We start from the raw sequence: 24305 nt of genomic DNA on the forward strand, positions 1-24305 counted from the left end.
CAATTCGCCGGCTCCGTGCCGGCGCGCCTGCTACGCTGTTGTCATCCTTAACGAACCTTTCGCCGATACGGCCGTCTAACCTGTAGGATATAACGCCAGCGATGAGGCCCACTTTATGAGCAGTGGACATGACGTCCCTTCTCAACCCCACAGCCAACCACGGGGACAATTCAGTTCACGGCTCGGTTTCGTGTTTGCTGCCGCCGGATCGGCCGTTGGCATCGGTAATATCTGGGGATTCCCGACCCAGGTGGCAGACAACGGTGGCGCCGCATTTCTAATCATCTACCTCATACTCTCTTTATTACTTGCCTACCCGGCACTGGTCGCCGAGCTGATGATCGGCCGCTACAGTCAGGCCAATCCGATCACTGCCCTGGAGCGATTGCCCCATGCCCAGGCGTTCAGTAAACACGGCCATGCCTTGGGTTGTCTGGCCGTCATCACCATCTGCCTGATTTTTGCCTTTTACAGCATTATTGGCGGTTGGCTGATTGCATACGGGCTCGCGCCGGTATTCAACGAACTCGGCCTGGAAGCAGCGGCCAACTGGCTGGTCAGTTTCACCCCGGAACGAAACCTGGTCATGACCGCCTGCTTCATTGTTATCACGCTGACCGTTGTGAATGGGGGGATAGAGAAAGGGATTGAAAAATGGTCATCACGTCTGATGCCTTTGCTGGTGATTCTACTGCTGATTCTCATTGGTTTTGTGATCGGTCAGGAGGGTGCTTTCGATGGGGTTCGACACTACCTTGTGCCGGATTTCAGTAAAGTGACGCCAACGCTGCTGTTCAATGCGCTGGGACAATCCTTTTTTTCCATGTCCCTGGGGGTTGGTGCCATGATGGCTTATGGCTCTTACCTCAGCAAGCGGGCCAATCTCCCGGCGATGGCTCTTCAGGTCTGCCTGCTGGATACCGGTATCGCATTTCTCGCAGGACTGCTGGTCATTCCCTGCATGTTTGTGGCCTTGGAAAGCGGCATGATGATTTATGATGACAATGGCCTGCTGCATTCCAGCGATACATTGGTGTTCAACGTACTCCCGGCCTTTTTCTCGTCGCTCGGTGCCATAGGCTCGGTGTTAGGCGTCATGTTTTTCGTTCTGATGACCATTGCAGCACTGACATCCTCTATCTCGATGCTGGAAGTTCCGGTCTCCTGCCTGACCGAACGCGGCAAACTTTCCCGACAGAAAGCCAGCCTGGTAATCTGCCTGCCTGTCCTGCTGTTGTGCAGCCTCATTATTGCTAATTTCAGCACCCTGTTCAGTGGTGTCATCACGCTGACAACACGATACGCTCAACCATTCAATGCCCTGCTATTTTGTCTGTTTGCCGGCTGGCTGATGCATCGGAACCACCGACTGAAAGAAATACAGCAAGGGTTCAGTCAGGTTGAAGAGACATTATTCTGGCGTATCTGGCCCTGGTATGTCCGCTATTGCTGCCCCGTATTGATTGGTAGTTTGTTACTGTTTGGCTGATTACATGCCGCACATAAAACCGACGTCAATAAACCAGCATTGATACTTCATTCCCAATGAATAATACGAAGCTAGTATCTGTCATCTAAAGTTACAGATGAAGATAAATAGAACATCAGCCATAAACACTATGCATCAATCTCAAACGGATATTGAGTCTGTGTCTAAAACGTCGCAGCAGCCAGCGAAAGGATACACACTTATTGAATTGCTTATGGTCGTGATCATTGTCGGGATCATGGTCGGCTATGCCACTTATTTGTACCAGGATATTGTCCGTAGTGCCAAAGTCACGGAAGCAGCCATGGCTGCGAAGGAAGTCCGCCAGTCAATAGAAGCGCATGTCGCAATAAAACGTGAACTCCCCAATGGCTTCACACGCAGCATGGCAGGCATCAACTCCTCGGTCATTGATAAAATTGAAACCATAAAAATCAGTGACACGGATATCCAGGTGAATGTTTTTCTCAAACGTGAAGTCTTCCCCGATGAATCTGAGCAACAGGTCTATACCCTGTTGGGTAATTTAGTCACAGCCACAGGGACGGTGGCCTGGCATCCTTGCGGAGAAGACGACTGCATAACACCCGCATCAAAACTCCCAACAGCAGCGACATTACCGCCATCTATCGTTGGCCCTGGGGGCATCATTATTGCCCCAGGGCCGCCAACAGTCCCAACACCTCCGTCACCGCCAACGAGTCCGACTACGCCGCCGGGGCCTCCAACAACGCCACCGGCACCTCCGGTTACACCACCGGCACCTCCGGTTACGCCACCGGCACCTCCGGTTGCACCACCTGCGCCTCCGGTTGCACCACCTGCGCCTCCAGTTGCACCACCTGCGCCTCCGGTTACCCCACCTGCGCCTCCAGTTGCACCACCGCCGCCGGCGCCTTCACCGGCTCCATCGTCAGATTCACGCATTATGTACTTCTGCAAAGAGCAATCGGACTATAGTCCACACCCTGAACATGGACAGATTAATTTTGAAGTCAATTACGTAGGTAGTAGTTATGAAAGAGATTACACACTTCGTGGAAATGGCGAAGAATGTCAGAGAGTAATAAAGTCGTATGGTAAAAAAGTCGATTACCTCTGGGTAACAGGATTAAGTATTTTTATGTTTAATTCGGGCAAAATCTATCCTGAAATCGATTATCCGGATTCAACCGCCTGTTACACAGTGAAATATCATCCTACCCCTTCGAGGAGAACACTGGAAAAACGTGGCATAGCTGGAAAAACGGTTGGATGCCCAGTTACTCTTGCAGCAGATCCCTCACGCCCCCAAGAGCTTCCTTCAGGGACAAATGCGCCAGGCTGGACAGGTCATATCCACCTTTGTCGTGAAGAAACTGGATACATGATTAAATCTGTCTGGAAAACAGATTCCTCATTATTCGGTGACGTTGACAGCGATTTGTACCCCTACACGATTTGTGCCGGAGGAAAACCCAACGGATATAATGTCTTCTCAGTCGATATCCAGCCCCATACCTCCATTGCCCCGATTTGGACCGTTTACCCGGCGCTGGATTTCAAGGCTGGGGAAGAAGCCTGCTACATTGTCGTCAAAAAATCCGATGGCATAACGGTTGATTTGATCGTGGCCGACCGTAATCCAACTGGAGGAGGGTGTACACCCCGAAAATAAGAGTCCAGTGGATTTATCCACTGTGGAAATAACACGCTCAATAACAAGAGGAAAAGCTGGCTTTACAGCCTTTCCTCTTTCTATCGAATACTGACAGCCTTCCAGATTACCCACCGGGATAACCAGAACAATGCATTTTATGCATTAAGCCCATTCAATAAATGCTAAATTAGCTCACAGTTTCTCCCAGCACGACAAATCATAAGAACAAATCTGACAGGCTGGCCGTTGAAAATTGAAGTACCAAGCAAATACTCCGATAAAATAATCGTATGGGGTATACGTCATATCCATTAAAAACAACAGATACATAAAGATCAAAACATTCGCTAAGGGGAATTAGCGTCAAAAAAATGGCGTTATTTTCATCAAAATGAATATTGAGCCAACAAATCAATAGCGGCACTGTGATTAATAAAATCGGTAGTTACAGGGGTTACACACTGATTGAGATAATGGTGATCGTCTCTATTGTCGCCATTATGGCGGGCTATGCCATTAATACCTACCGAGATTATTCTACACGCGCCCGACTCAGCGAGGCCGCACAACTGGCCCATACCGTCCGACAATCCATTGAAGCGCACGTTGCGACAAAACGTACACTGCCCCCGAACGAAGTGCGTAGCTTTGTAGGCCAAAACATGGACGTCGTTGAAAAAATGGAAACGGTCAGCACCGGCCCCAATTCAGTACGAATTAATATCTACATCAAGCCTGAAGTCTTTCCCGATGAGCCAGAGCAACAGGTCTTTTCGCTGTTGGGTAACATCGTGGGTGGTGAAATGTCATGGGATGAATGTGGCGGTGATGGCTGCCTGACCGATGCATCCAGCCTGCCTCCGCCAGTTGCGACTCCACCCTCTACGCGATCCGGTGGCGGAGGTATTCAGATTGCCACCGCGCCACCGACAAGCCCTCCGTCATTTAGGCCACCAGCAGGCCCTATAACACCTCCTTCAGGCCCGATAGCGCCACCAGGGCCAATAATCTCACCACCTTCCGTTTTTCCACCGACAGTACCTCCGGTTACACCACCGACAGCACCTCCGGTTACACCACCGATAGCACCTCCGGTTACACCACCGATAGCACCTCCGGTTACACCACCGACAGCACCTCCGGTTACACCACCGATAGCACCTCCGGTTACACCACCGACAGCACCTCCTCCAGCAGGATGGCGAGGCGATTACTTGGTATGTAAGGAGGCTTACGGTACTTATGGTGTAGATGCTTATTATAGAACTGACTCAAGATTATTCGGGAATTATTCAAACACCCTTGTATATCCTTATGTTATTTGTGCGGGAGGGAGACCAAATTACGGGATGCTCTCCTTAACCCTGACCCTAACAGATGGCTCTATGTCAGCGATCACCCTTTATCCAGAACGAGATTTCAGTCCTGGAGAGACAGCATGCTACATAGTCACTCTAGAAAAAACCGTTGTTCTCGGTGACCATGACGGGAGAGCTGGGTGCACGAGGAGAACACCTTAATGGTATATTCGCCTTTGAGTAGGAAATAGAAGCCGTAGTACTGTGAAAAGTAAAAATGCCAGTATCAATACTGTCGATACTGGCATTTTTTTTTATTGAATGAATCAGACTAAAAAGTCACCCTTGGCCTGTTCATCCGCATGATAGGAAGAGCGCACGAGAGCGCCTGAAGCCACCTTACTGAAGCCCAGTTTTTTTGCCGTATCTGCCAGCTCAGCAAATTCATCCGGATGAACAAAGCGCTTAACCGGCAGGTGATGGCGGGAGGGTTGCAGATACTGGCCCAGAGTGATCATCTCAATATCATGGGCACGCATATCTTCCATAACCTCGATGACCTGCTCATTGGTCTCACCAAGTCCCAACATCAAACCGGATTTCGTCGGCACTGACGGGTTACGGGCCTTATACTGCTTCAGCAGATCCAGTGACCACTGATAATCCGAGCCCGGCCGGGCCATCTTGTACAGTGCTGGCGCGGTTTCCAGGTTATGGTTGAAGATATCCGGCGGTGTTTCGCTGAGGATATCCAGCGCAACCTCCATACGTCCCCGGAAGTCAGGCACCAGGATTTCAATCTGAACCTCGCTGGTGCGATCACGAATTTCCTGAATGCAGCTGGCAAAATGGCCCGCACCGCCATCACGCAGGTCATCACGATCCACAGAGGTGATAACGACGTATTTCAGACGCATATCGGCAATAGCCTGGGCCAGGTGTGCCGGCTCCCCTTCATCCAGCGGCTTTGGACGGCCATGGCCAACATCGCAGAACGGGCAGCGGCGGGTACAGATATCCCCCATGATCATGAAGGTCGCGGTACCACCATGGAAGCACTCACCCAGGTTCGGACAGGACGCTTCTTCGCAGACCGTATGCAGGGAATGCTTGCGCAGGAGCTTTTTGATCCGCTCCACTTCCGGGGATGCAGGAATACGAACACGCAGCCAGTCCGGCTTGCGCGGCATGTCTTCCTTGGCTGTTGGGATGACCTTGACCGGAATCCGGTCAACCTTGTCCGCCCCCCGGTATTTCACTCCCGGCTCAAGCCGACGTTTTTTCGTGGCGTCGGTGGCTCCCGCGGCGCTGGCGGGATTGGATGATGAGCTTGTCATTTCGCTTAGTCCCAGCTTTGTCGGGTCTCGATCTCAGTATAACCAAGGCCCTGCACCAGATGGTGCGTCAATCGTTCAGCGGCGGACGTACAATCCGCACTGTTGTCATAATCTGCGAGCCGGGTCATGGCTAAACCGGCATACCCACAGGGGTTGATGCGCAGAAACGGTGACAGGTCCCCATTTATATTTAATGCCAGCCCGTGAAAAGAGCATCCCCGTCGAATTCTCAGCCCGAGAGAAGCGATCTTGGCGTTATCGACATACACCCCTGGCGCATCCGGCTTGGCGGCAGCAGCAACACCGTACTCCTTCAGTGTCGCAACAATGGCATTCTCAATATGCGTAACCAGTGCCCTTGCTCCCAAACCCAGCCGACGAATATCCAGCAACAGGTAAGCCACCAGCTGCCCCGGGCCGTGATAAGTCACCTGCCCGCCCCGATCGACCTGGACAATCGGAATATCGCCGGGATTCAGCACATGCTCAGCTTTTCCGGCCTGCCCCTGGGTAAAGACCGGCTGATGTTCAAGTAACCAGATTTCGTCACTGCATTGACGATCACGGCCATCCGTATAAGCAGCCATGGCCTTCCAGACCGGTTCGTAGGGCTGAATGCCGAGCTGACGGATAATCAACCGCTCTGGCTCATTGATGGGTTCGTGGCGGGGAAAAGGTTCTGTCATTGTTTAATTACAGCACCATCTGTATCCGGCCGCTGGCCTTCAACTCGTCGAAAATGGCTTTGAGCTGATCTTCACCCGTCGCTGTAATGGTGACGTTGATCGCCTGATAATTGCCGTTCTTGCTGTCACGCAGGGTCGCACTGCCGTCATGAGACGGATCATGCTTCTTGATAACCTGCAGTACGAAGTCTTTCAGATCCGGTGCCGCATTACCCACAATCTTGAGCGGGTAAGCACAGGGAAACTCGATTTTTGGGGCTTGCTGTTCTTCAGTAGACATCAATCATTTACCTCGCAGGCATCCAGAAAAACGGGCCTTGGCGTTTACCGCTAGCCGGCTTTATACGTCTGGTAAAGGCCAGCCACATGGCGCCAGACGCTCCCTGGCTCTCCTTTGCCGACCTGGATGCCATTCAATTCGATAATCGGCAGCATTTCTTTGCTGGAACTGGTGACCCAGATTTCATCCGCGTTCTTGAGCTCGTCAACAGACACATCCCGCTCTTCACAGCGATAGGCGCCGTCATTGACTGCCAGCTCCAGCACCAACGCCCGGGTAATACCACTCAAAATCTTGTGGCTTCTGGGCGGTGTGATAATGGTTTCATCACGTACGATAAAGACATTGCTGGATGAACCTTCCGTCACCCGTCCTTCGGCATCCACCAGAATCGCTTCAGTAGCGCCGCTATTCAGCGCCAGCTGGTGATGCATGACATTTCCCAGCAGGGACGTACTCTTGATATCACAACGCTGCCAGCGCTGGTCAGGCGCGGTAATGGCCGTGCCGCCCTTCACGTCGTCCAGGGAGCCTGTGATGCGTGGCGCAAGCGGCATTGTCATCACAAACACCGTCGGCCGGGTTTCTGCCGGAAAACCATGCTGACGGGAAGCATAGCTCCCCCGCGAAATCTGGATGTACAGGGCCTGATGCTGTCCCGCGTTCCGGCTGAGTAACTGATCAAAGATAGCGTGCCACTCAAGCACGGTAATCTCCACGGGAAGATGGATGGCAGTCAGGCTGGCACTCAATCGCTCGAGGTGTTCCTCAAGACGCAGAGGATACCCATGAAACACCGGAATCACTTCATAAACGCCATCCCCGAACAGAAAGCCACGGTCAAGCACGGAAACCTGTGCCTTTTCCAGCGGAAGAATTTCACCATTCAGGTAGACATCAGACATAACAACGATTCAATCCAGCTAAAAGCAATACTGCCGCAACTTGTTCACAACAGGTCACGGCAGTGACAGGGCCTGACTCAAAATTAACTGAACAGACCAGCAAAGAAGCGAAGAATACCGTCCCAGACACGCTTGAAGAAGCCGCCTTCCTCGACAGGCTCCAGTGCGATCAGGGGCACTTCGGAAATCACTTCGTCATCCAGCGTGACTTTCACCGTACCGACCTTCTGGCCTGCGGCGACAGGCGCCATGATATCCTGATCAATCAGCATACTGGCCTGAACCTGCTTATCCTTGCCACGGGGTACTGTGATCACGAGGTCTTTTTCCAGACCTACGGCCAACTCATCCTGAGAACCTTTCCAGATGCGAACCTGCTCCAGGGTCACACCACCTTTCTTGACGTCAACATTGTCGAAGAAACGGAAGCCGTAAGTCAGCAGCTTTTGGGTTTCATTGGCCCGGCTGCGCTCGCTCCGGGTTCCCATCACAACGGCAATCAGGCGACGGCCTTCACGCTCGGAAGACGCCACCAGGCAATAGCCGGCTTCATTCGAATGGCCGGTCTTGATGCCGTCCACATTCGGGTTGGTGAACAACAGAGTATTTCGGTTGGCCTGCGGATTCAGGGGCTTGCCAGTGCGCTTATCAACCCCGTACTGGAACTCTTTTTCCGCATAGATGGGATAGTATTCGGGATGATCAATGATCATGTGGCGCGCCAGAACCGCCAGATCCCGGGCAGAACTGTAGTGGTTCTCTGCCGGCCAGCCGGAAGCATTCACAAAATGGGTATTGGTCATGCCAAACTGCTCAGCCGTAGAGTTCATCAGCTGGGCAAAGCCACCCTCACTGCCGGCCACATATTCAGCCAGTGCTACGCTGGCATCATTGCCGGAAACAATAATGACGCCTTTCAGCAGATCGGAAACGGAAACCTTTTCACCCACTTCGATGAACATCAGTGAGCCTTTCATGCGCCAGGCTTTTTCGCTGACCATCACCTGGTCATCACGGCCGATATTGCCATTGGCCAACTCAGTTTCCACCACATAGGCGGTCATCATCTTGGTCAGGCTGGCAGGAGGCAGTTTCTGATCCGCATTTTTCTCCGCCAGTACTTCACCACTGGCAGCATCCATCAGGATATACCCATCCGCCGCCACTTGAGGGGGAGACGGAATCAGGCCGGCCGGCAGCGCCTGGGCCACACTGGAGAAGGTCAACAGGGCCATGACAGCCATACAGGCTGAAAAAACCTGTCCTTTCCGTAGAAAGTGCAATGAGATCAGGTGTTTCATATTGTTCGCTGTAGATAACTGCGGATGAATAGCCGGGCATTATAACAACAGGTCAAGCCCGCTTTAATACGACATAACCGACTATTGCAGTAAAGTTCAGTAAAATAGTGCCAGACATCAACCTTCTGTCGCCAAAGGCTACTCGCTTGTCGGAACCATAAGGATAAGCGCGATTGTCAGTATTGAAGATTATTCAAATACCAGGTGACCGCGCTCAATACTGGCTTCTGCCAGAAGTTCTCCCACCTTCAACGCATCACTGCGATTGGGTAAGGGACCCACCCTGACACGGTACAGTGCATCGGTCTCATCTTCCACCCGGCTCACCCGTACAGGTTGGGTGATGACCTGCTGCAACCGCTTTTGCAAGGCCTCCGCCCCCGTCCGGGAGCTGAGTGCCGCTACCTGAAGATAAATCGACAACGGCGTTAGCGCAGCCGCTTCATCACTATTTCCTGCTGCAGGAGCTTGGGCGACCTGGCGCACAGGCTGAGTGGTATCAACCGCTTCAATCACGACATTGGCCGTGCCTTTATTCTGGAAACCCAGCTTCTTGGCGGCAGCATAGGAAAGATCAATCACCCGGTTACCATGGAACGGACCACGGTCATTCACCCGCAGCACGACACTGCGACCATTGGTTTTGTTGGTAACCCGGACGTAAGATGGCAATGGCAAAGTCTTATGGGCCGCAGTCATGGCATACATATTATAGGTTTCACCATTCGCGGTTTTGCGACCGTGAAACTTGGTTCCATACCAGGAAGCAACCCCTTCCTGCCGAAAACCTGCCGCAGACGCCAGCGGTTGATAAGACACCCCCGCCAACTGATACGGAGAACTTTTCAGAGGCCCGTAATGCGGCTGTGGCACCGCATCCGGTATCTGGCTGACATCCACATCCTGTGACGGTGCGCCATCACGCACCATGGGCGGGGCAGAGCACCCTGCCAGTAGTATCAGAATCATCCCTGCCAACACAATCCATGGTTTCCCTGTTTCGGCGCCCGTACTGGCGCGTTGTTCAATACTTTCCATTGAACTGCACTGCATACACATCATGGTGTGGTATCGGCCTTTGCCTGCAAGTTATCCTGCGATTGTTCCTGCAACTGCGCCTGGTACTGGGACTGCACCTGCCTGCCCAGCTGATAAACTGCCATTGCATAGAGGTTACTGCGATTATATCGGGTAATGACGTAGAAGTTGTCCAGTGTCAGCCAGTATTCCGACGCATCCTTACCCTGGAGCTTCAAGCCTCGCACCTTTGCAGAAGACGGTACATCCTGCAGAGCCGTCCAGCCCGCCTCTTTGGCACGACTCATCAACATGCCAGGCTTAGGGTTATCCTCAAGAATATCACCAAACTGTTTACCCTTGACCCTGGCCTGCGTCGCTATGGGCTTGCCTTCCGCCCAACCGTGCCGGCTCAGATAGGAGGCAATACTGCCAATCGCATCCGCCGGGGAATCCCAGATATCCGCCTGACCACTGCCATCAAAATCAACCGCATACTCCCGGTAGCTGGATGGCATGAACTGGGGAATACCCATCGCTCCCGCATAAGAACCTGTCAGTGATAATGGATCAAAGCCCTGTTCCCGCGACAGGATTAGAAAAGCTTTCAGCTGCCCCTGAAAATAGGTTGCGCGCCGAGGATAGTTAAAACCCAGTGTCGACAAGGCATCCACCACCCGGAAACCACCACGGAACCGCCCATAATGGGTTTCCACACCCAGAATGCCCAAAATGACATAGGCAGGTACGCCGTAGGTTTTTTCTGCATCTTCCAGAGTTTTCTGGTTCTTCTTCCAGAATTCAACGCCACGCTGAACCACCAGATCACTGATAAAACGGTTGCGGTACTCCCACCACTCCAGGCTGCGCTCTGCCGGACGATCCATCAGTTCAATGATACGGTCCTGATTCTCAACCTGCTTGAACAGGGACTCCAGCGCCTGCTGATCAAACCCTTCATCCTTGACGAGTTCATCAATAAACAGTTTCACTTCGGGCTGACCGGCAATACCGTCAGCCTGCACCGGCATCACCACACTGCTGCCGACCAGCACACCACCCATCAGCCATGTGCGAATACGGTGATCCGTGACCACCGACAATGGCCGGGAAAGACACTTCACAGTCAGGGATAAGCCCCGTGACAGCAACGATTTCATACAATCACTCCTGGCGCTCCTGGCCATCAAAACTGCCGCCGATAATGACTATACCTGTCGGCGGAAGCAGTAACTTCTACAAGAATAACACTCTACGCCAGCCCTCTGGCTACTGTGTTTTTCCGGTAAGGCTCACCATACCTGGATCAATCACTATTCTTCTGTTCGAATTTCAAACTACAGGATCTCATGACATTGTATCGTCATCTGGGGGGCAGAAATATTACAAGATGTTGCAGGCATTCAGGATTTTGTCAGCAGAACGCCTGAAATGTTTCTGGCTATCAATGGGAGAGTATCAGGTATAACGCCCAAGGAAATTCTTGTGGGTGTGTACTGACATCAAGACACCAAAGCCCGCCATCAGGGTCACAATCGAGGTTCCTCCGCGACTGACCAGCGGAAGCGGCACACCGACTACCGGAAGAAGTCCACTCACCATACCGATATTCACGAAGACGTACACAAAAAACGTCAGCGTTATACTACCTGCGATCAAACGCCCATACAGCGTCTGGGCATTCATGGCGATATAAATGCCGCGACCGATAATCAGCGCATAAGCTGCCAGCAAGACTGTCACACCGAGCAGCCCAAACTCTTCTGCAAGAACGGCAATAATAAAGTCGGTATGACTTTCAGGCAGAAAATCGAGGTGCGACTGAGTACCCAACAGCCAACCTTTCCCATAGAGGCCGCCTGAGCCAATCGCGATTTTCGACTGAATAATATTCCAACCGGAGCCCCACGGATCACTTTCCGGGTTAAGAAACGTTAATACCCGCTGTTTCTGATAGCCGTGCATGACAAAGTGCCACATCGCCCAGATCACCGGTATCGCCAGCAACACCGCCGTACCTATGATACGCCAGCGCAGTCCCGCCAGAAGCAGAACAAAGATGCCGGACACTCCAATCAGCAACGCTGTTCCGAGATCAGGCTGCTCCAGAATCAAAACAACCGGTATACCAAGCAATAGCAGACTGACACCAATTTCCTTATACCCAGGCGGCAATGGATGACGGCTTAACCACCCCGCAATCGTCAGAGGCATGACCAGCTTAAGAATTTCAGACGGCTGAAACCGGAACCCAGGGAGGCTGATCCAGCGCTGCGCGCCCTTGGACTCAATACCAACGATCAGTACACCAACCAGCAGCACCACCGCAGCCCCATATGCATAGGGCGTCAAACGCTGCATCAATCGTTGGGGTACCTGGGCTACGACAGCCATCACGACAAACCCGATCGCCAGGTAAGTCGACTGACGCATGATCATGTCCATGTCCCGGCCATTCGCACTGTAGAGTACAAACAACCCTGCCGCGCAAAACATCAGCAGCATTAACAGCAGTACAGGATCCAGTCGGAGACGATTCCATAACGACTGCGTACGGCGTAAGTCATGGTTATCATCCAGCTGACGGATAAAATCACGGCTCATCCATTCCCCTCCTTTACCGCCAGCTTCGCCGATGACTTGCCGGCCTGTTTACCCTGACGCGGCAACAAGTAAGCATCCATGACTTTTTTGGCGATAGTAGAGGCCAGAGACGAATCATTTTCTACCACCACCGCTACCGCAATCTGCGGGTTTTCAACGGGAGCAAAACCAATGAAAAGGCCGTGGTCACGCTGGAACTCTTCAAGCTGTGCGGCATCATACTTTTCACCCTGCGCAATACCGACCACCTGGGCGGTACCGGTCTTACCAGCCATGGAGTATTTCAGATGACGCCCGATACGCCAGTAGGCTGTGCCACGGGGAGAGGCCACCACATCCGTCATGGCGTCAATAATCGCATCCCACTCCTTGGCAGAACGATCCTGAATCACATCCGGCTCCGGCACCAGCTCATCGGGGCCGGGCTTGGCAAGCCGAGGCCTGTGCACCAGCCCACGATTGGCGATCACACTGGTGGCAGCTGCCAGCTGCAATGGGGTTGTCAACATATAGCCCTGACCGATGCCACTGATCACCGTTTCACCCGGGTACCAGGGACGCCCGCGGGCACGCCGTTTCCATTCCGGTGAAGGCATCAGCCCGGGGCGTTCAGACGCTATATCCAACCCCGTGCGATCACCAAAGCCAAAGCGGACCATGTAATCATGGATCGTATCTATTCCCATTTTGACCGCAACGGTATAGAAATACGTATCGTTGGACTCAACGATAGATCGATGCAGATCCACAATACCGTGCCCCTGTCGCTTCCAGTTACGGTATTTGTGATCATCACCAGGAAGTTGGAAATAACCGGGATCATTCACCTTAAAGCGACGATCGACCGCTTTACTGTCCAATGCAGCCAGCCCCATGAAGGGCTTGATCGTTGATGCTGGCGGATACTCACCCAACGTCGCACGGTTATAGAGTGGCCGATGAATACTGTCGCGCAGTTCGCTATAACTCTTGTAATCAATGCCTGTAACAAAAGGGTTGGGATCAAAGGCGGGTGTGCTGACCAGCGCAAGCACGCCCCCTGTATTAGGGTCTATCGCGACAACAGAACCCCGCTTACCAGCCAACGCCTTACCTGCAGCAACTTGCAGATCGAGATCAAGATATAGCTGCAGATCTTTCCCCGGCTCCGGGTCAACCCGCTTCAGTACCCGCAGAATACGCCCACGGGCATTCGTTTCTACTTCCTGGTAGCCCGGCTTACCCAGTAACACTGACTCGTAATACTTTTCCACGCCGGTCTTGCCAATCACATGGGTTCCGCTATACAGCGCCGGATCCAGTGCCGCCAGCTCCCGATCGTTGATACGGCCAACATAACCGATCGCGTGGGCAAACGCTTGATTATAGGGATAGTGACGGATCAGCTGAGCCTCGACTTCCACGCCGGGAAGGCGGAACTGATCGACTGCAATTCTGGCAATATCTTCTTCCGACAAACGGTACTTGAGTGGTACCCCCTCGAACGGACGCCGCTGCCGCAAACGCTGGCGAAATTTATCCAGCTCATTATCAGACAAGGGCAGAATCTCACCGACAGCCTGTAATGTAGCCTCAAGATCCTTCACCCGCTCACGGACAATGGTCAGGGTGTAACTGGGCTGATTTTCAGCCAGCAAACGCCCCTTGGTGTCATAGATCAGTCCACGTATGGGAGGCACAGCCTGCAGGTGAATCCGGTTTTCTTCTGACTGGGTGGCCAGGTCACTGTAATTCATCACCTGCAAGTAAAACATGCGCGCCAGCATGCCGCCGGTCATGATCAACATAACCAGTACGGACAGCCAGAGCCGGAAGTTGACCAAGCGGCGTTCGCTGTAGTGATCCTTGAACGTATCAGGCGCCATGTATCCCTGAACTGTCAGCGGTGATAAGGATGATTATTAAGGATGCTCCATGCCCGATACAACTGTTCTGCGATCAGAACCCGTACCAGGGGGTGGGGAAGCGTCAGTGATGACAGGGACCAGCGGAGATCCGCACGGGCCGATACCTCAGGCAACATCCCTTCCGGCCCTCCGACCAGTAAACTGACATTCTCACCCAGATCATGCCAGCCGCCCAACTGGCCGGCCAGTTTCTCCGTCGACCAGTTTTTGCCATTCACTTCCATGGCAATCACCTTGTCGCGGGGATCAATGGCCGCCAGCATCTGCTCGCCTTCCTTGCGCTGCATCCGGGCAATATCCGCCCCGCGGGTTCGTTTACCCAGCGGGATTTCACGGAGTTCCAGGGAGAAATCGGCCGGCAGACGGCGGGCATATTCGCTATAGCCCTCAGTCACCCAGCCGGGCATCTTCTGGCCGACCGCAATCAGACGAATACGCATCAGGGCGTCGCAATGGCTTCAGGCGCCGATTCCCACAGGCGTTCGATGTCATAGAACTGGCGGGTCGCCGGCAGCATGATGTGAACCACCGCATCGCCAAGGTCAACCAGTACCCACTCGGCCTTGTCGTCACCTTCCACGCCAATCGGACGTAACTGGTTTGCCTTGCAGCGATCCACCACGTTATCCGCGAGAGACTTCACATGACGGTTGGACGTGCCGGAAGCGATAATCATAAAATCGGTGACGCTGGTCAGACCACGGACGTCCAGCACCTTGATATCATTGCCTTTCAGCTCTTCGATGGCGTCAACCACCAGTGCTCTCAATTGTTCAGAACCCATGTAAGCAACACAATCCTCGTTGGGAGAATGAAAAATGACCTGAGTGTATCAGGGACGCTCAGGTCATAAAGCCGTATTCATACGACAATTCGTCGTACTGACACACCGACTGACACTTACTGCCGGACATGCCCATCACCCAGGACAACGTATTTCTCCGATGTCAGCCCCTCCAGCCCGACCGGGCCACGGGCATGAATCTTGTCGGTTGAAATACCGATTTCAGCACCCAGGCCATACTCAAAACCATCCGCAAAACGGGTGGATGCATTGATCATCACAGAACTGGAATCCACTTCACGCAGGAATTTACGTGCCCGAGAGAAATCTTCCGTCACAATAGCATCGGTGTGGTGGGAACCGTAGTGGTTGATATGGGTGATCGCATCTTCCATGCGATCCACTACCTTGATGGACAGCACCGGCGCCAGGTATTCCGTGCTCCAGTCTTCCTCGGTCGCTTCAATCGCGGAAGGGATAATCGACCGGGTACGGGGACAGCCACGCAGTTCAACGCCTTTCTCCGCGTAGGCATTGGCCAGCACGGGCAGGACGCCACCGGCGATATCCTTGTGCACCAGCAGGGTTTCCATGGTGTTGCAGGTTCCATAACGGTGTGTCTTGGCGTTAACGGCGATGCGTTCCGCCTTATCCGGGTCGGCACGATCATCAATATAAACGTGGCAGATGCCGTCAAGATGTTTGATCACTGTCACCCGGGCATCCCGGCTGACTCTCTCAATCAGACCCTTGCCACCACGGGGAACGATGACATCCACATAGTCCGGCATGGTAATGAGTTCACCCACCGCCTCACGATCGGTAATCTCAAGGACCTGCACCGCATCCACCGGCAATCCCGCGGATTCCAGTCCTTCCCGAATGCAGCGGGCAATTGCCTGGTTGGAATGAATCGCCTCGCTACCGCCCCGAAGGATCGTGGCGTTACCAGACTTCAGGCAGAGACTGGCAGCTTCCACCGTCACATTGGGGCGGGATTCATAAATAATACCGATGACGCCCAGCGGCACGCGCATCTTGCCGATCTGAATGCCACTGGGTACGTAATGGAGATCAGAGATATTACCGACCGGATCCGGCAGCGCCGCAACCTGCTTCAACCCTTCAATCATGCCATCAACACGATCTGGCGACAGCGCCAGTCGATCCAGCATGGCATCGTTAAGACCGTTCTGACGAGCGTTCTCCAGATCTTTCTGGTTGGCCACATGGATCTGTGGTCGGGAAGCGTCCAGAACAGCAGCAATCTTCAGCAGCGCAGCATTTTTCTGCCCCGCATCCGCACTGGCGACAACAGTCGCCGCAGCCCGGGCCTGCTGACCCAGACGCTGCATATAGGCTTTTACATCTCCGGACAAGTTCGCCTCCATCATGACAGCGTCAACGCCGGCTGAGCGAATCAACCCACACTTAACTGCTCATTTTGTTGTTCAGATATCGGGCGATTATAACTTGTCCACCAGACAGCGCCATAGCGGACTTTCTTGGTGAGTGACCAATCCGCTCCATTCTTATTGGCTGATACTGAAACAAGGCATACTGTTTTTTTAAACACAATATGCCTTGCCAATGACTGATAAAACAGAAAGATTTTATTTGCGGGTGCTTGTGATTAAATTTCTGCCACCGGAACAGTGAACCAAAACGTGGCTCCTCCCTCCGGGTTTCGAATAAAATTCAACGTACCACCATGAGTCTGGATGATACTATGGCAGACGGATAACCCAATCCCCATACCATCATCCTTGGTTGTATAAAAAGGCGTAAACAACTTCTGTTCAGCGTCATCCGCCAAGCCATAACCTCTATCAATCACAGCGATACGAACGAACTCACGATCCAGCCGCTCTGTACGAACCCAGAGACCGACATTCTTGTCCGGCATATCGCGCATTGCCTCCATGCCGTTTCTGACCAGGTTAAGCGCCACCTGCTGGATCTGTACCGGATCGACTTTAATGGCAGAGATGTCTTCAGCGAGATCCAGGTGGATTTCCATGCCATTATGCCGAGCATCCACTTCCGCGAGTTTAACGACATCCTGCACCAGCCGGTTACAGTCGACAACCTGAAGACAATGATCAGGCTTTTTCACAAAACTGCGAATACGGGCAATGATATCGCCGGCACGCCGTGCCTGAACGCCGATTTTTTCCAGCCCGTCGCGCAAGGATTCCATATTGATAGGATCACGCTGCATCAGGCGCAGGCAGACCTGGGCATAATTATTGATCGCCGTCAGCGGCTGGTTCACTTCATGGGCAAACCCGGACGCCATTTCCCCCATACTGCTCAAACGGGACATATGCATCAGCTTGTCCTTCTGCTCCTGCAATTCGTCCAGCGCGTTCTGCAGTGCATCCTGATGCCGCTTTTTCTCGGTAATATCCCGAAAAACAATCACCGCGCCATCCGCTTCGCCATCACGCATAAAAGGCGTACAGGAATAATCCACAGGGAAGCTGGTTTCATCCCGCCGCCAGAACACATCATCCTCCACGGCCTGGATGATATTTTCTGTTAGCGTCGTATAAAGTGCCGTCTCTTCACGGGGACGGATGGCTCCGTCGGCACAACGGGGCATTAACAGGCCATGGGCGTCAGCGCCAATCAACTCTGCCGCTTCCCAGCCCGTGATCCGGCTGGCCGCCGGGTTGGCAAAGGTAATCTTGCCGTGACCATTGATCCCGACAATCCCTTCCCGCATTGACTCAAGAATATGTTCATTCTCAGCCTCCAGCTGGCGGTTCCTGCGGGCCAGCGCCTGCTCCAGACGATGAATCTTGAGGTGGGTCTCCACCCGGGCAATTACTTCCTCGGCCTGGAAGGGCTTGGCAATGTAATCCACCGCACCGGTTTCCAGCCCACGGACCTTGTCACGGGTATCATCCAGGGCGGAAAGGAAAATGACTGTCACGCCCGAGGTCGCCGGATCATCCTTCAGGCGCTTGCAGACTTCATAGCCGTCAATACCTGGCATCATGATATCCAGCAGCACCAGCGCGGGCCGGACCTTGTGGACAATTTTCAGGGCATTGTCGCCATTTTTGGCTATCAGCAACTTGTAGCCGCGCCCACTGAGTGTCTGCAGCAGCACCTGCAGGTTGGTCGGATTGTCATCGACCAACAGAATTTTTTCTTCCTCGTGATCCGCCGCCAATGGCGCTAACTGCCTCATACCACCACTCTTACTGCTGTCATGTCGAAACCGTGCACCATACGCCGGTTCATCACCAACGCCAACCTTGGCCCGTATTTTTCGTTGCCAGTGGTCAGGCTACATCCTGGGCCTGCCGTCGGAGACTCATCAACAGCGTTTCCAGCTGTCCTACCGCAAAGCTGTCGCACAATGTGTCCAGCCGCTCCCCCCAGGCTTCAATACCAGGCATCGCAGCGTAATGATGCGCCAGCCCACGGATCGCTTCGATATCCCCCATTTCCATCGCATTTTCCAGAGAGTTGGCAAAATCTGTCGCAATATCGGGCGTCAGTATCGGGAGATCAGGCAGGGCTGATGACGATTCACAGTCACTGCAATACTGTAGGCCCAGATGCTTCTGCAAGGTGTCAAAAATCTCATCGGCACGGAACGGTTTACCCACAAAGTCTGTAAACCCATGCAGGTGTACCTTTTCACGCAACTCACTGTAAACACTGGCCGTGACAGCAATGATAGCCGGGGCATGTGTGCCTTCAAGGCTTCGAATGGCATTGGCGGCGTCGAAGCCATCCATGACGGGCATGCGTAAATCCATCAAGATGGCATCAAATGCCTCCTGCTGCGCGCAATCCAGTGCAACCTGCCCGTTTTCTGCCTGCCGGACAGTAAAACCAGAACTCTGCAACAACGTCACCAGAATATCCCGGTTAACGGCATTATCATCCACCACCAGCACTTTCACCTGCTGCCCCGGCGCTAGCACTTTACGACAGTGACCATCATCCGATGGAGAGCCTGACGCCAACACCTGCACTTCGTCATTGCAGCGAATCAGCGGCAAATCAAAATGAAAACAGCTGCCTGTCCCCAGAATGCTTTCCACACGAATCTGCCCACCCATGATTTCGACCAGGCGACGACTGATCGCCAATCCAAGCCCTGTCCCGCCCGCCTGGCGTCCGCCTTCGGTCTGGCGGAAAGGCTCAAAGATAAGCTCAAGGCTGTCTTTATCGATACCGATACCGGTGTCTTCCACCCGGAAACACAGCCGATCGTCCTGATTGTCACCATGGCACTCCAGAGATACTGACAACAACACCTGGCCAGATCGGGTGTATTTGATGGCATTGCCTGCCAAATTGATCAACACCTGTCGCAGGCGCGTACTGTCGAGCCAGATCATACGGGGCAGCGCTGTCTCCAGACTGTCCGGATCAAACTCAACATGATTGATTCTCTGGCCGCCAAGATTCAGCTTGAACTGAATGCCTTTGTTCTGTGCCCGCTGAAACAGCATCTGGTGCACTGACAATACCAGCCGGTACAAATCCACTGGCTCCGTAATCACTTCAAGGCCGCCTGCCTCAATTTTGGCAAGATCCAGGATGTCGTTAATCAAGGTCAACAGGTGCTGGCCACAGTCTTCAATCGCCACCAGGCTGCGGCGATGCTGTGGACTCAACTGTTTATCCCGCAACATAACCTGCGTATAACCCAGTACCCCATTAAGCGGTGTGCGCAACTCATGACTCATGTTAGACAGGAACAGACTCTTGGCATGACTGGCCGCTTCAGCAGCATCCCGGGCGCGGCGAAGATCCTCCTGCGCCTTTTTGTCACTGGTGCGATCCCGGGCAATGCCTTCTACGGCCTTAACCTTGCCGTCACTGCCAAAGGCAGGCACTTCAAGCACTTCCAGTACACTGACCGCACCGTTGCCGCGGTAAATCTTGACTTCATAGCTGGGCCGGATCTGCCCATTGGCCACTCTCTGGGTGTTTTCCTGTACCCAGGTACGCTCATTGTCGTCGTACAGATAATCACGGGAATGTTTCATGAAGTCCGCCGGGCGATACCCCAGAATTCGCTGCACGGAATCCGTGACATAGATATAACTGCCGTCCGGATTCAACGAATAGAAGAAATATTCCTGCTGCAAACCTTCCACCAAACGGCGGAACCGCGCCTCACTCAATCGCAACGCAGCCTCAGCCTGCTTGCGATCCGTGATATCCCGCACTGACACCGAAAAGAGCGTACCTTCCCAGGTTTCCAGTGGACTGAGTGTATACTCGACGGGGAACTCTTCGCCCGAAGCCCGTCGGCAAGCGCCTTCACGCCCCCGGTTGATTTTCAGCGTTGCACGCTGCTCCAGCGGCGTTGTCAGCAATGGAAAGATGCCGGACTGATCATGATCCGGGAAAAGACAAGCGACAGACTGACCGATCAGATCATCCCGCTCCTGTTCAAACAGGGTTTCGGCCCGCTCATTGACGATAAGAATCTGACCCTCAATATCCGTGATGACCATGGCATCCGGCGCAGACTCCAGCAGCCCGCGGAATTTTTCCGTATCGCTCACCCGCGCAGTGATGTCATGAGCCAAACCTTCAATACCGCTGATGCTGCCATCCGGCTCAAACATCGGCACCTTGAAAACTTCGATATAACGCCTGCGACCTTGGCTATCGAACATCTCCACTTCATAACCATTGGCCTGACCTGTCGTCAGTACCTGGTCTGTAATAGTCAATGAGGTGCGGTTTGATTTCTTTCTGGTCTGATGCGTAGTGAAATGCTGGCAATACTCTTCCACCGTGAAACCCAACACATCCGTCACCGAAGGACTGGCTGATGTGATATTGCCGTCCCGATCATGGCTGAAATAGAAATAGCGCCCTTTCAGGCCCTGCACAATGCTGTCAATGGCGAAGTTCTTGGACGCACGCAACGCCTCTTCACGCAGCGCCAGTTGCCCCGTCATTTCTGAAAAATAGCGGGCAAGGCTACCGGTTTCATCCCGGTTGGGAATATGCACACTGGCATTCAAATCACCGGATGCCACTCGGCGTACCGCACGCTCAAGTTGGCGGATGGGACGAGAAATACGCCCTGAGATAAACCAGACACAACCAAAAATCAAAACCAGCGAGATGAGTAGAATCACCGCCTGGGTTACGGCATGTGCACGTAAATCAGCCAGAGCCCGGGAACGCGGTACCGACGCAGCCAGCATCCACCCCGCCGAGCGTACCGGTGCATAAAACAGCCAGTGATCCTCATCCCCCATTTTAAGGCGGATCTTGCCAGACTGACTGCCGGTCATGATATTCGCAAACTTCAGGTAATCCGGATGATTCAGACGCTTTGCGGTATCAAAAACGCTTTCTCCCCGCGCAATGGCATAGGGGGCGTAGATATAGGAACCATCATTGGCAACCACCATGAAATCCATCTCAGATGACGATTTCCAGGACGATACATCATTCAACTGGTTTAGATTGACATCCAGTGCCACCATACCTCGAAGCTGTCCATCCCGATAAATGGGTTCCAGGAATGTTGAGATCTGTTGTGGATGATTAGGATGCTGCTCAGGTGGGCACCACTGCCGCCGCAGGTACGATTTATCGTTCAGCCACGCATCAATCCGGCTCCGAAAATCTGTATCGCTGCCCCGATCCCGAAACAGGACTGAGCCACTGTTTCGCCAGGCCGTTGGCGCAAACAGCGGCTGATCAGGCCCTCTCATGTCCGGCAGGAATATCAGACTGGCGCTGACCAGCATGGGATTATCCGACACGCTGTTTGCCACAAGACGATACAGATGTGCATCATCCAGTCGGGGGCTGATCTCAATAAACCCGGCAATAGAACGGGCAACCTGAGAGGATTCCATCAAGAAGTTGTCAAATTGACCGGCGTATCGCCACGCCGTTTCTGCCATCCGGTTCTCAAGCGCCTGCGACGAACGTTGAACGGATTGATACAGGTTTATTCCGAACAGCAGGTTATAGATGACGGTGACAGGCACCACCGTAAAAAGTATGATTTTCTGCCGTATCGTGGAGGTCACAGTTTACGTTCTTTGAGAAGGGGTTATCAGGTAAGACCCGCTAAGGTAACGTGACTCCGGCAAACGGCTGAATAAGTAATACTTCGTAGCCAACACACCCTTACCGTACCAATGACAGTTGTCGCACATAGTCAGCCTGTCACAATACCGGTATCAGCCAGTGAATCAGCGCACCGTTTCCAGGAAATATACAGATGAAGGTTCTTATCATAGGCGGTAATGGACAGATCGGTTATGAACTCCGGGCACTACTGAAGGGAGCCGGCATCCCTCACTACGCCCCGGGACGTGACCAGCTGGACCTGACCGTCCCACGCCAGATTGAGGAAGTGATTGCCGAATACCGGCCGACGATTGTCGTCAATACCGCTGGCCACCGGAACCCGGCACGGGCAGAAACCGAACCCTCACGCTGCTTTGCCCTGAACCGTGACGCTCCTGCCGCACTGGCCAAAGTCTGCGACCAATACAAATCCGTTCTGATTCATATTTCATCCTGGCGGGTTTTTGATGGCATGAAGCAGGAGGTGTATACCATCAAGGATATCCCCAATCCTTCCGGCGTACTGGGCGGCAGCTTCTGGCAGGGCGAACAACAGATCCGGGAACACTGCTCACGCCATGTCATTCTTCGCCTGTCATGGGTCATCAGCCCCCAGGGACGCAACCGCCTGACAGGCATTCTCAACAGCCTGACCCAGGGTGAACCCGTCCTCGCTTCCGCCAACAGCCGGGGACGTCCGACGCCGGCCGATGATGTTGGCCGGGTGATCTTGGCTATCATGCGACAAATCGATTGTGATGCGCAGGTCTGGGGAACCTATCACTACAATGCGGCGGAAACCGTTGATGAGGAGTCTCTGGCAGAAGTCATACTGGCAGAAGCGTCGCAGTACCGTGATTTCTCCCCCAACACGACAGAGCCGTTTCCGGAATCAAGCAACAACGGTAAAACCGTTAACGCCTGCCTCGACACAACCCATTTGCGCAATACCTTTGGTATTCACAGTAAATCCTGGCGCAGTGGTGTCGCACGACTCGTGAGGGATATTTACGTCACGGGCAAGGAGGAGTGACGTTTAAAGCAGAGAAAATTTATACCCAAGAAACAAAAGTGCAGGCAAACGCCTGCACTTAATCGAACACTAGAAATTTTTTAGAACTTGTAGGCAATGCCAACCATGTAAACCATGGGATCCAGCTCTACATCAACCTTGTACTTATTACCGGCTGTATCCTTAAACTTCGCTTCAGTATCGATATCGACATACCAAACAGCAGCATTCACGCTCCAGTTATCATCGATTCGATAGTCGGCTCCCAGTTGCGCTGCGAGACCCCAAGAATCTTTCAACTCCAATCCACTGTATGTTGCTTTGTGCTGACTCTTAAATTCTTCATCAAAGAACGTAGTGTAATTCAAGCCAAGTCCAACATATGGTTGAAAAGCCGAAGAGCTCTCCATTGGATAGTATTGAAGGGTCAGAGTAGGCGGCAAGTGCTTAACATCAGCCAACTTACCCAGTGCGGGACCCAAGCCACCTTTGGTTTTAATAGTATGCTGGAAAGGCGTTGCAGCAAGTAATTCAATACCAAACTTGTCATCCAACATATAGGTCATTGAAAGACCAAGTTGTGTATCAGAATCGACATCAACGGTCGTTGTTGCACCATTAGTAATATTTGCTACGCCATTGACCTTCAACGCGCCACTATCAACATCCGGATCAACAGTCGCAGCACCGGCACGGACAATCACATCACCGGCCTGGTAAGCCATGACAGGACCAGACAACGCAGCAACGACAGCCATTACCGCAGCAGCAACAGGCAATTTTTTCACAGAAGACCCCTCCAGTTTCATAGAAACCCCCTAACAATTCCTTGTGATTTGTTGTTCATCTGCCGGCCCCTTCAACTATGAAGGGCCGACACGATACTTATTGTCTACTTATGGTAATCCGTACAAACCGAGGGTCTTTTGATCTGGCTCAACAAATCATCCCTTTCACGCCAGTGAA

21 protein-coding genes and 1 pseudogene are annotated in these 24305 nt (G+C 53.0%); 5 read left to right on the top strand and 17 right to left on the bottom strand.

Annotated features, from left to right (window positions below; all coding sequences use genetic code 11):
* Nucleotides 1–115 precede the first annotated feature (115 nt).
* Together KHS78_RS13205 and KHS78_RS22670 are read left to right on the top strand one after the other, a co-directional pair.
* Nucleotides 116–1489: a sodium-dependent transporter gene (locus KHS78_RS13205; protein WP_211828944.1), complete on the top strand. Its 1374-nt coding sequence runs from the start codon at nucleotides 116–118 to the stop codon at nucleotides 1487–1489.
* Between the two features lie 130 nt (nucleotides 1490–1619).
* Nucleotides 1620–1736, top strand: a pseudogene (locus tag KHS78_RS22670) (prepilin-type N-terminal cleavage/methylation domain-containing protein); the annotation flags it as partial.
* Nucleotides 1737–1817: 81 nt separating this feature from the next.
* Here KHS78_RS22670 and KHS78_RS22320 read toward each other — a convergent pair.
* Both KHS78_RS22320 and KHS78_RS22325 read right to left on the bottom strand, forming a co-directional pair.
* Nucleotides 1818–1991, bottom strand: coding sequence for a hypothetical protein (locus KHS78_RS22320; RefSeq protein WP_246506459.1), 174 nt, complete (start codon nucleotides 1989–1991; stop codon nucleotides 1818–1820).
* Between the two features lie 5 nt (nucleotides 1992–1996).
* Nucleotides 1997–2416 carry a hypothetical protein gene (locus KHS78_RS22325; protein WP_246506461.1) on the bottom strand — a complete coding sequence of 140 codons (420 nt, stop codon included), beginning with the start codon at nucleotides 2414–2416 and terminating at the stop codon, nucleotides 1997–1999.
* Nucleotide 2417: 1 nt separating this feature from the next.
* On the opposite strand from KHS78_RS22325, the gene KHS78_RS22330 reads away from it, so the two are divergent.
* Entirely contained in the window at nucleotides 2418–3146 is a 729-nt protein-coding gene (locus KHS78_RS22330) for a hypothetical protein (protein ID WP_246506463.1), read from the top strand.
* A 407-nt stretch (nucleotides 3147–3553) separates the two neighbouring features.
* Nucleotides 3554–4648: a pilin gene (locus KHS78_RS22675; RefSeq protein WP_425513970.1), complete on the top strand. Its 1095-nt coding sequence runs from the start codon at nucleotides 3554–3556 to the stop codon at nucleotides 4646–4648.
* A gap of 104 nt (nucleotides 4649–4752) precedes the next feature.
* Here KHS78_RS22675 and lipA read toward each other — a convergent pair whose 3' ends face one another.
* The 14 genes from lipA to KHS78_RS13285 all read right to left on the bottom strand — a co-directional run bounded on the left by lipA (nucleotide 4753) and on the right by KHS78_RS13285 (nucleotide 22284).
* Nucleotides 4753–5763 (bottom strand): lipoyl synthase, encoded by a 1011-nt coding sequence (lipA, locus tag KHS78_RS13220; protein ID WP_211828947.1) that lies wholly within the window; start codon nucleotides 5761–5763, stop codon nucleotides 4753–4755.
* 5 nt (nucleotides 5764–5768) lie between these two features.
* Nucleotides 5769–6449, bottom strand: a complete 681-nt coding sequence (lipB, locus tag KHS78_RS13225; RefSeq protein WP_211828948.1) for a lipoyl(octanoyl) transferase LipB — start codon at nucleotides 6447–6449, stop codon at nucleotides 5769–5771.
* A gap of 7 nt (nucleotides 6450–6456) precedes the next feature.
* Nucleotides 6457–6729, bottom strand: coding sequence for an HP0495 family protein (locus tag KHS78_RS13230; RefSeq protein ID WP_211828949.1), 273 nt, complete (start codon nucleotides 6727–6729; stop codon nucleotides 6457–6459).
* Nucleotides 6730–6779: 50 nt separating this feature from the next.
* Nucleotides 6780–7634, bottom strand: coding sequence for a D-amino acid aminotransferase (locus KHS78_RS13235; RefSeq protein WP_211828950.1), 855 nt, complete (start codon nucleotides 7632–7634; stop codon nucleotides 6780–6782).
* A gap of 83 nt (nucleotides 7635–7717) precedes the next feature.
* Nucleotides 7718–8878, bottom strand: a complete 1161-nt coding sequence (locus KHS78_RS13240; protein ID WP_246506465.1) for a D-alanyl-D-alanine carboxypeptidase family protein — start codon at nucleotides 8876–8878, stop codon at nucleotides 7718–7720.
* Nucleotides 8879–9124: 246 nt separating this feature from the next.
* Entirely contained in the window at nucleotides 9125–9973 is an 849-nt protein-coding gene (locus KHS78_RS13245) for a septal ring lytic transglycosylase RlpA family protein (RefSeq protein WP_211828952.1), read from the bottom strand.
* A 20-nt stretch (nucleotides 9974–9993) separates the two neighbouring features.
* Nucleotides 9994–11112 (bottom strand): lytic murein transglycosylase B, encoded by a 1119-nt coding sequence (mltB, locus tag KHS78_RS13250; RefSeq protein ID WP_211828953.1) that lies wholly within the window; start codon nucleotides 11110–11112, stop codon nucleotides 9994–9996.
* Nucleotides 11113–11410: 298 nt separating this feature from the next.
* Nucleotides 11411–12556 (bottom strand): rod shape-determining protein RodA, encoded by a 1146-nt coding sequence (gene rodA / locus KHS78_RS13255; RefSeq protein WP_211828954.1) that lies wholly within the window; start codon nucleotides 12554–12556, stop codon nucleotides 11411–11413.
* Nucleotides 12553–14421, bottom strand: coding sequence for a penicillin-binding protein 2 (gene mrdA, locus KHS78_RS13260; RefSeq protein WP_211828955.1), 1869 nt, complete (start codon nucleotides 14419–14421; stop codon nucleotides 12553–12555). Before mrdA ends, rodA begins: the two co-directional genes overlap by 4 nt.
* A gap of 14 nt (nucleotides 14422–14435) precedes the next feature.
* On the bottom strand, nucleotides 14436–14903 hold the full coding sequence (gene rlmH, locus KHS78_RS13265; RefSeq protein WP_211828956.1) for a 23S rRNA (pseudouridine(1915)-N(3))-methyltransferase RlmH: 468 nt from the start codon (nucleotides 14901–14903) through the stop codon (nucleotides 14436–14438).
* The gene (gene rsfS / locus KHS78_RS13270; RefSeq protein ID WP_211828957.1) at nucleotides 14903–15247 is read right to left on the bottom strand and encodes a ribosome silencing factor; all 345 of its coding nucleotides are present in this window, start codon (nucleotides 15245–15247) and stop codon (nucleotides 14903–14905) included. The genes rlmH and rsfS overlap by 1 nt, the downstream gene beginning before the upstream one ends.
* A gap of 116 nt (nucleotides 15248–15363) precedes the next feature.
* Complete coding sequence (locus KHS78_RS13275) at nucleotides 15364–16602, bottom strand: glutamate-5-semialdehyde dehydrogenase (RefSeq protein WP_211829069.1); 1239 nt, start codon at nucleotides 16600–16602, stop codon at nucleotides 15364–15366.
* A 278-nt stretch (nucleotides 16603–16880) separates the two neighbouring features.
* Nucleotides 16881–18446 carry an ATP-binding response regulator gene (locus KHS78_RS13280; RefSeq protein ID WP_211828958.1) on the bottom strand — a complete coding sequence of 522 codons (1566 nt, stop codon included), beginning with the start codon at nucleotides 18444–18446 and terminating at the stop codon, nucleotides 16881–16883.
* Between the two features lie 94 nt (nucleotides 18447–18540).
* Entirely contained in the window at nucleotides 18541–22284 is a 3744-nt protein-coding gene (locus tag KHS78_RS13285; RefSeq protein WP_211828959.1) for a PAS domain S-box protein, read from the bottom strand.
* Nucleotides 22285–22478: 194 nt separating this feature from the next.
* Here KHS78_RS13285 and KHS78_RS13290 point away from each other — a divergent pair, with 194 nt between their 5' ends.
* On the top strand, nucleotides 22479–23360 hold the full coding sequence (locus KHS78_RS13290) for an SDR family oxidoreductase (RefSeq protein WP_211828960.1): 882 nt from the start codon (nucleotides 22479–22481) through the stop codon (nucleotides 23358–23360).
* Nucleotides 23361–23440: 80 nt separating this feature from the next.
* Here the strand turns inward: KHS78_RS13290 and KHS78_RS13295 are convergent, their stop codons facing one another.
* Entirely contained in the window at nucleotides 23441–24148 is a 708-nt protein-coding gene (locus tag KHS78_RS13295; RefSeq protein WP_246506466.1) for an OmpW/AlkL family protein, read from the bottom strand.
* Nucleotides 24149–24305: the final 157 nt, after the last annotated feature.

Origin of the sequence: Kistimonas asteriae (assembly GCF_018263925.1) — a bacterium.
Lineage (GTDB): Bacteria > Pseudomonadota > Gammaproteobacteria > Pseudomonadales > Endozoicomonadaceae > Kistimonas > Kistimonas asteriae.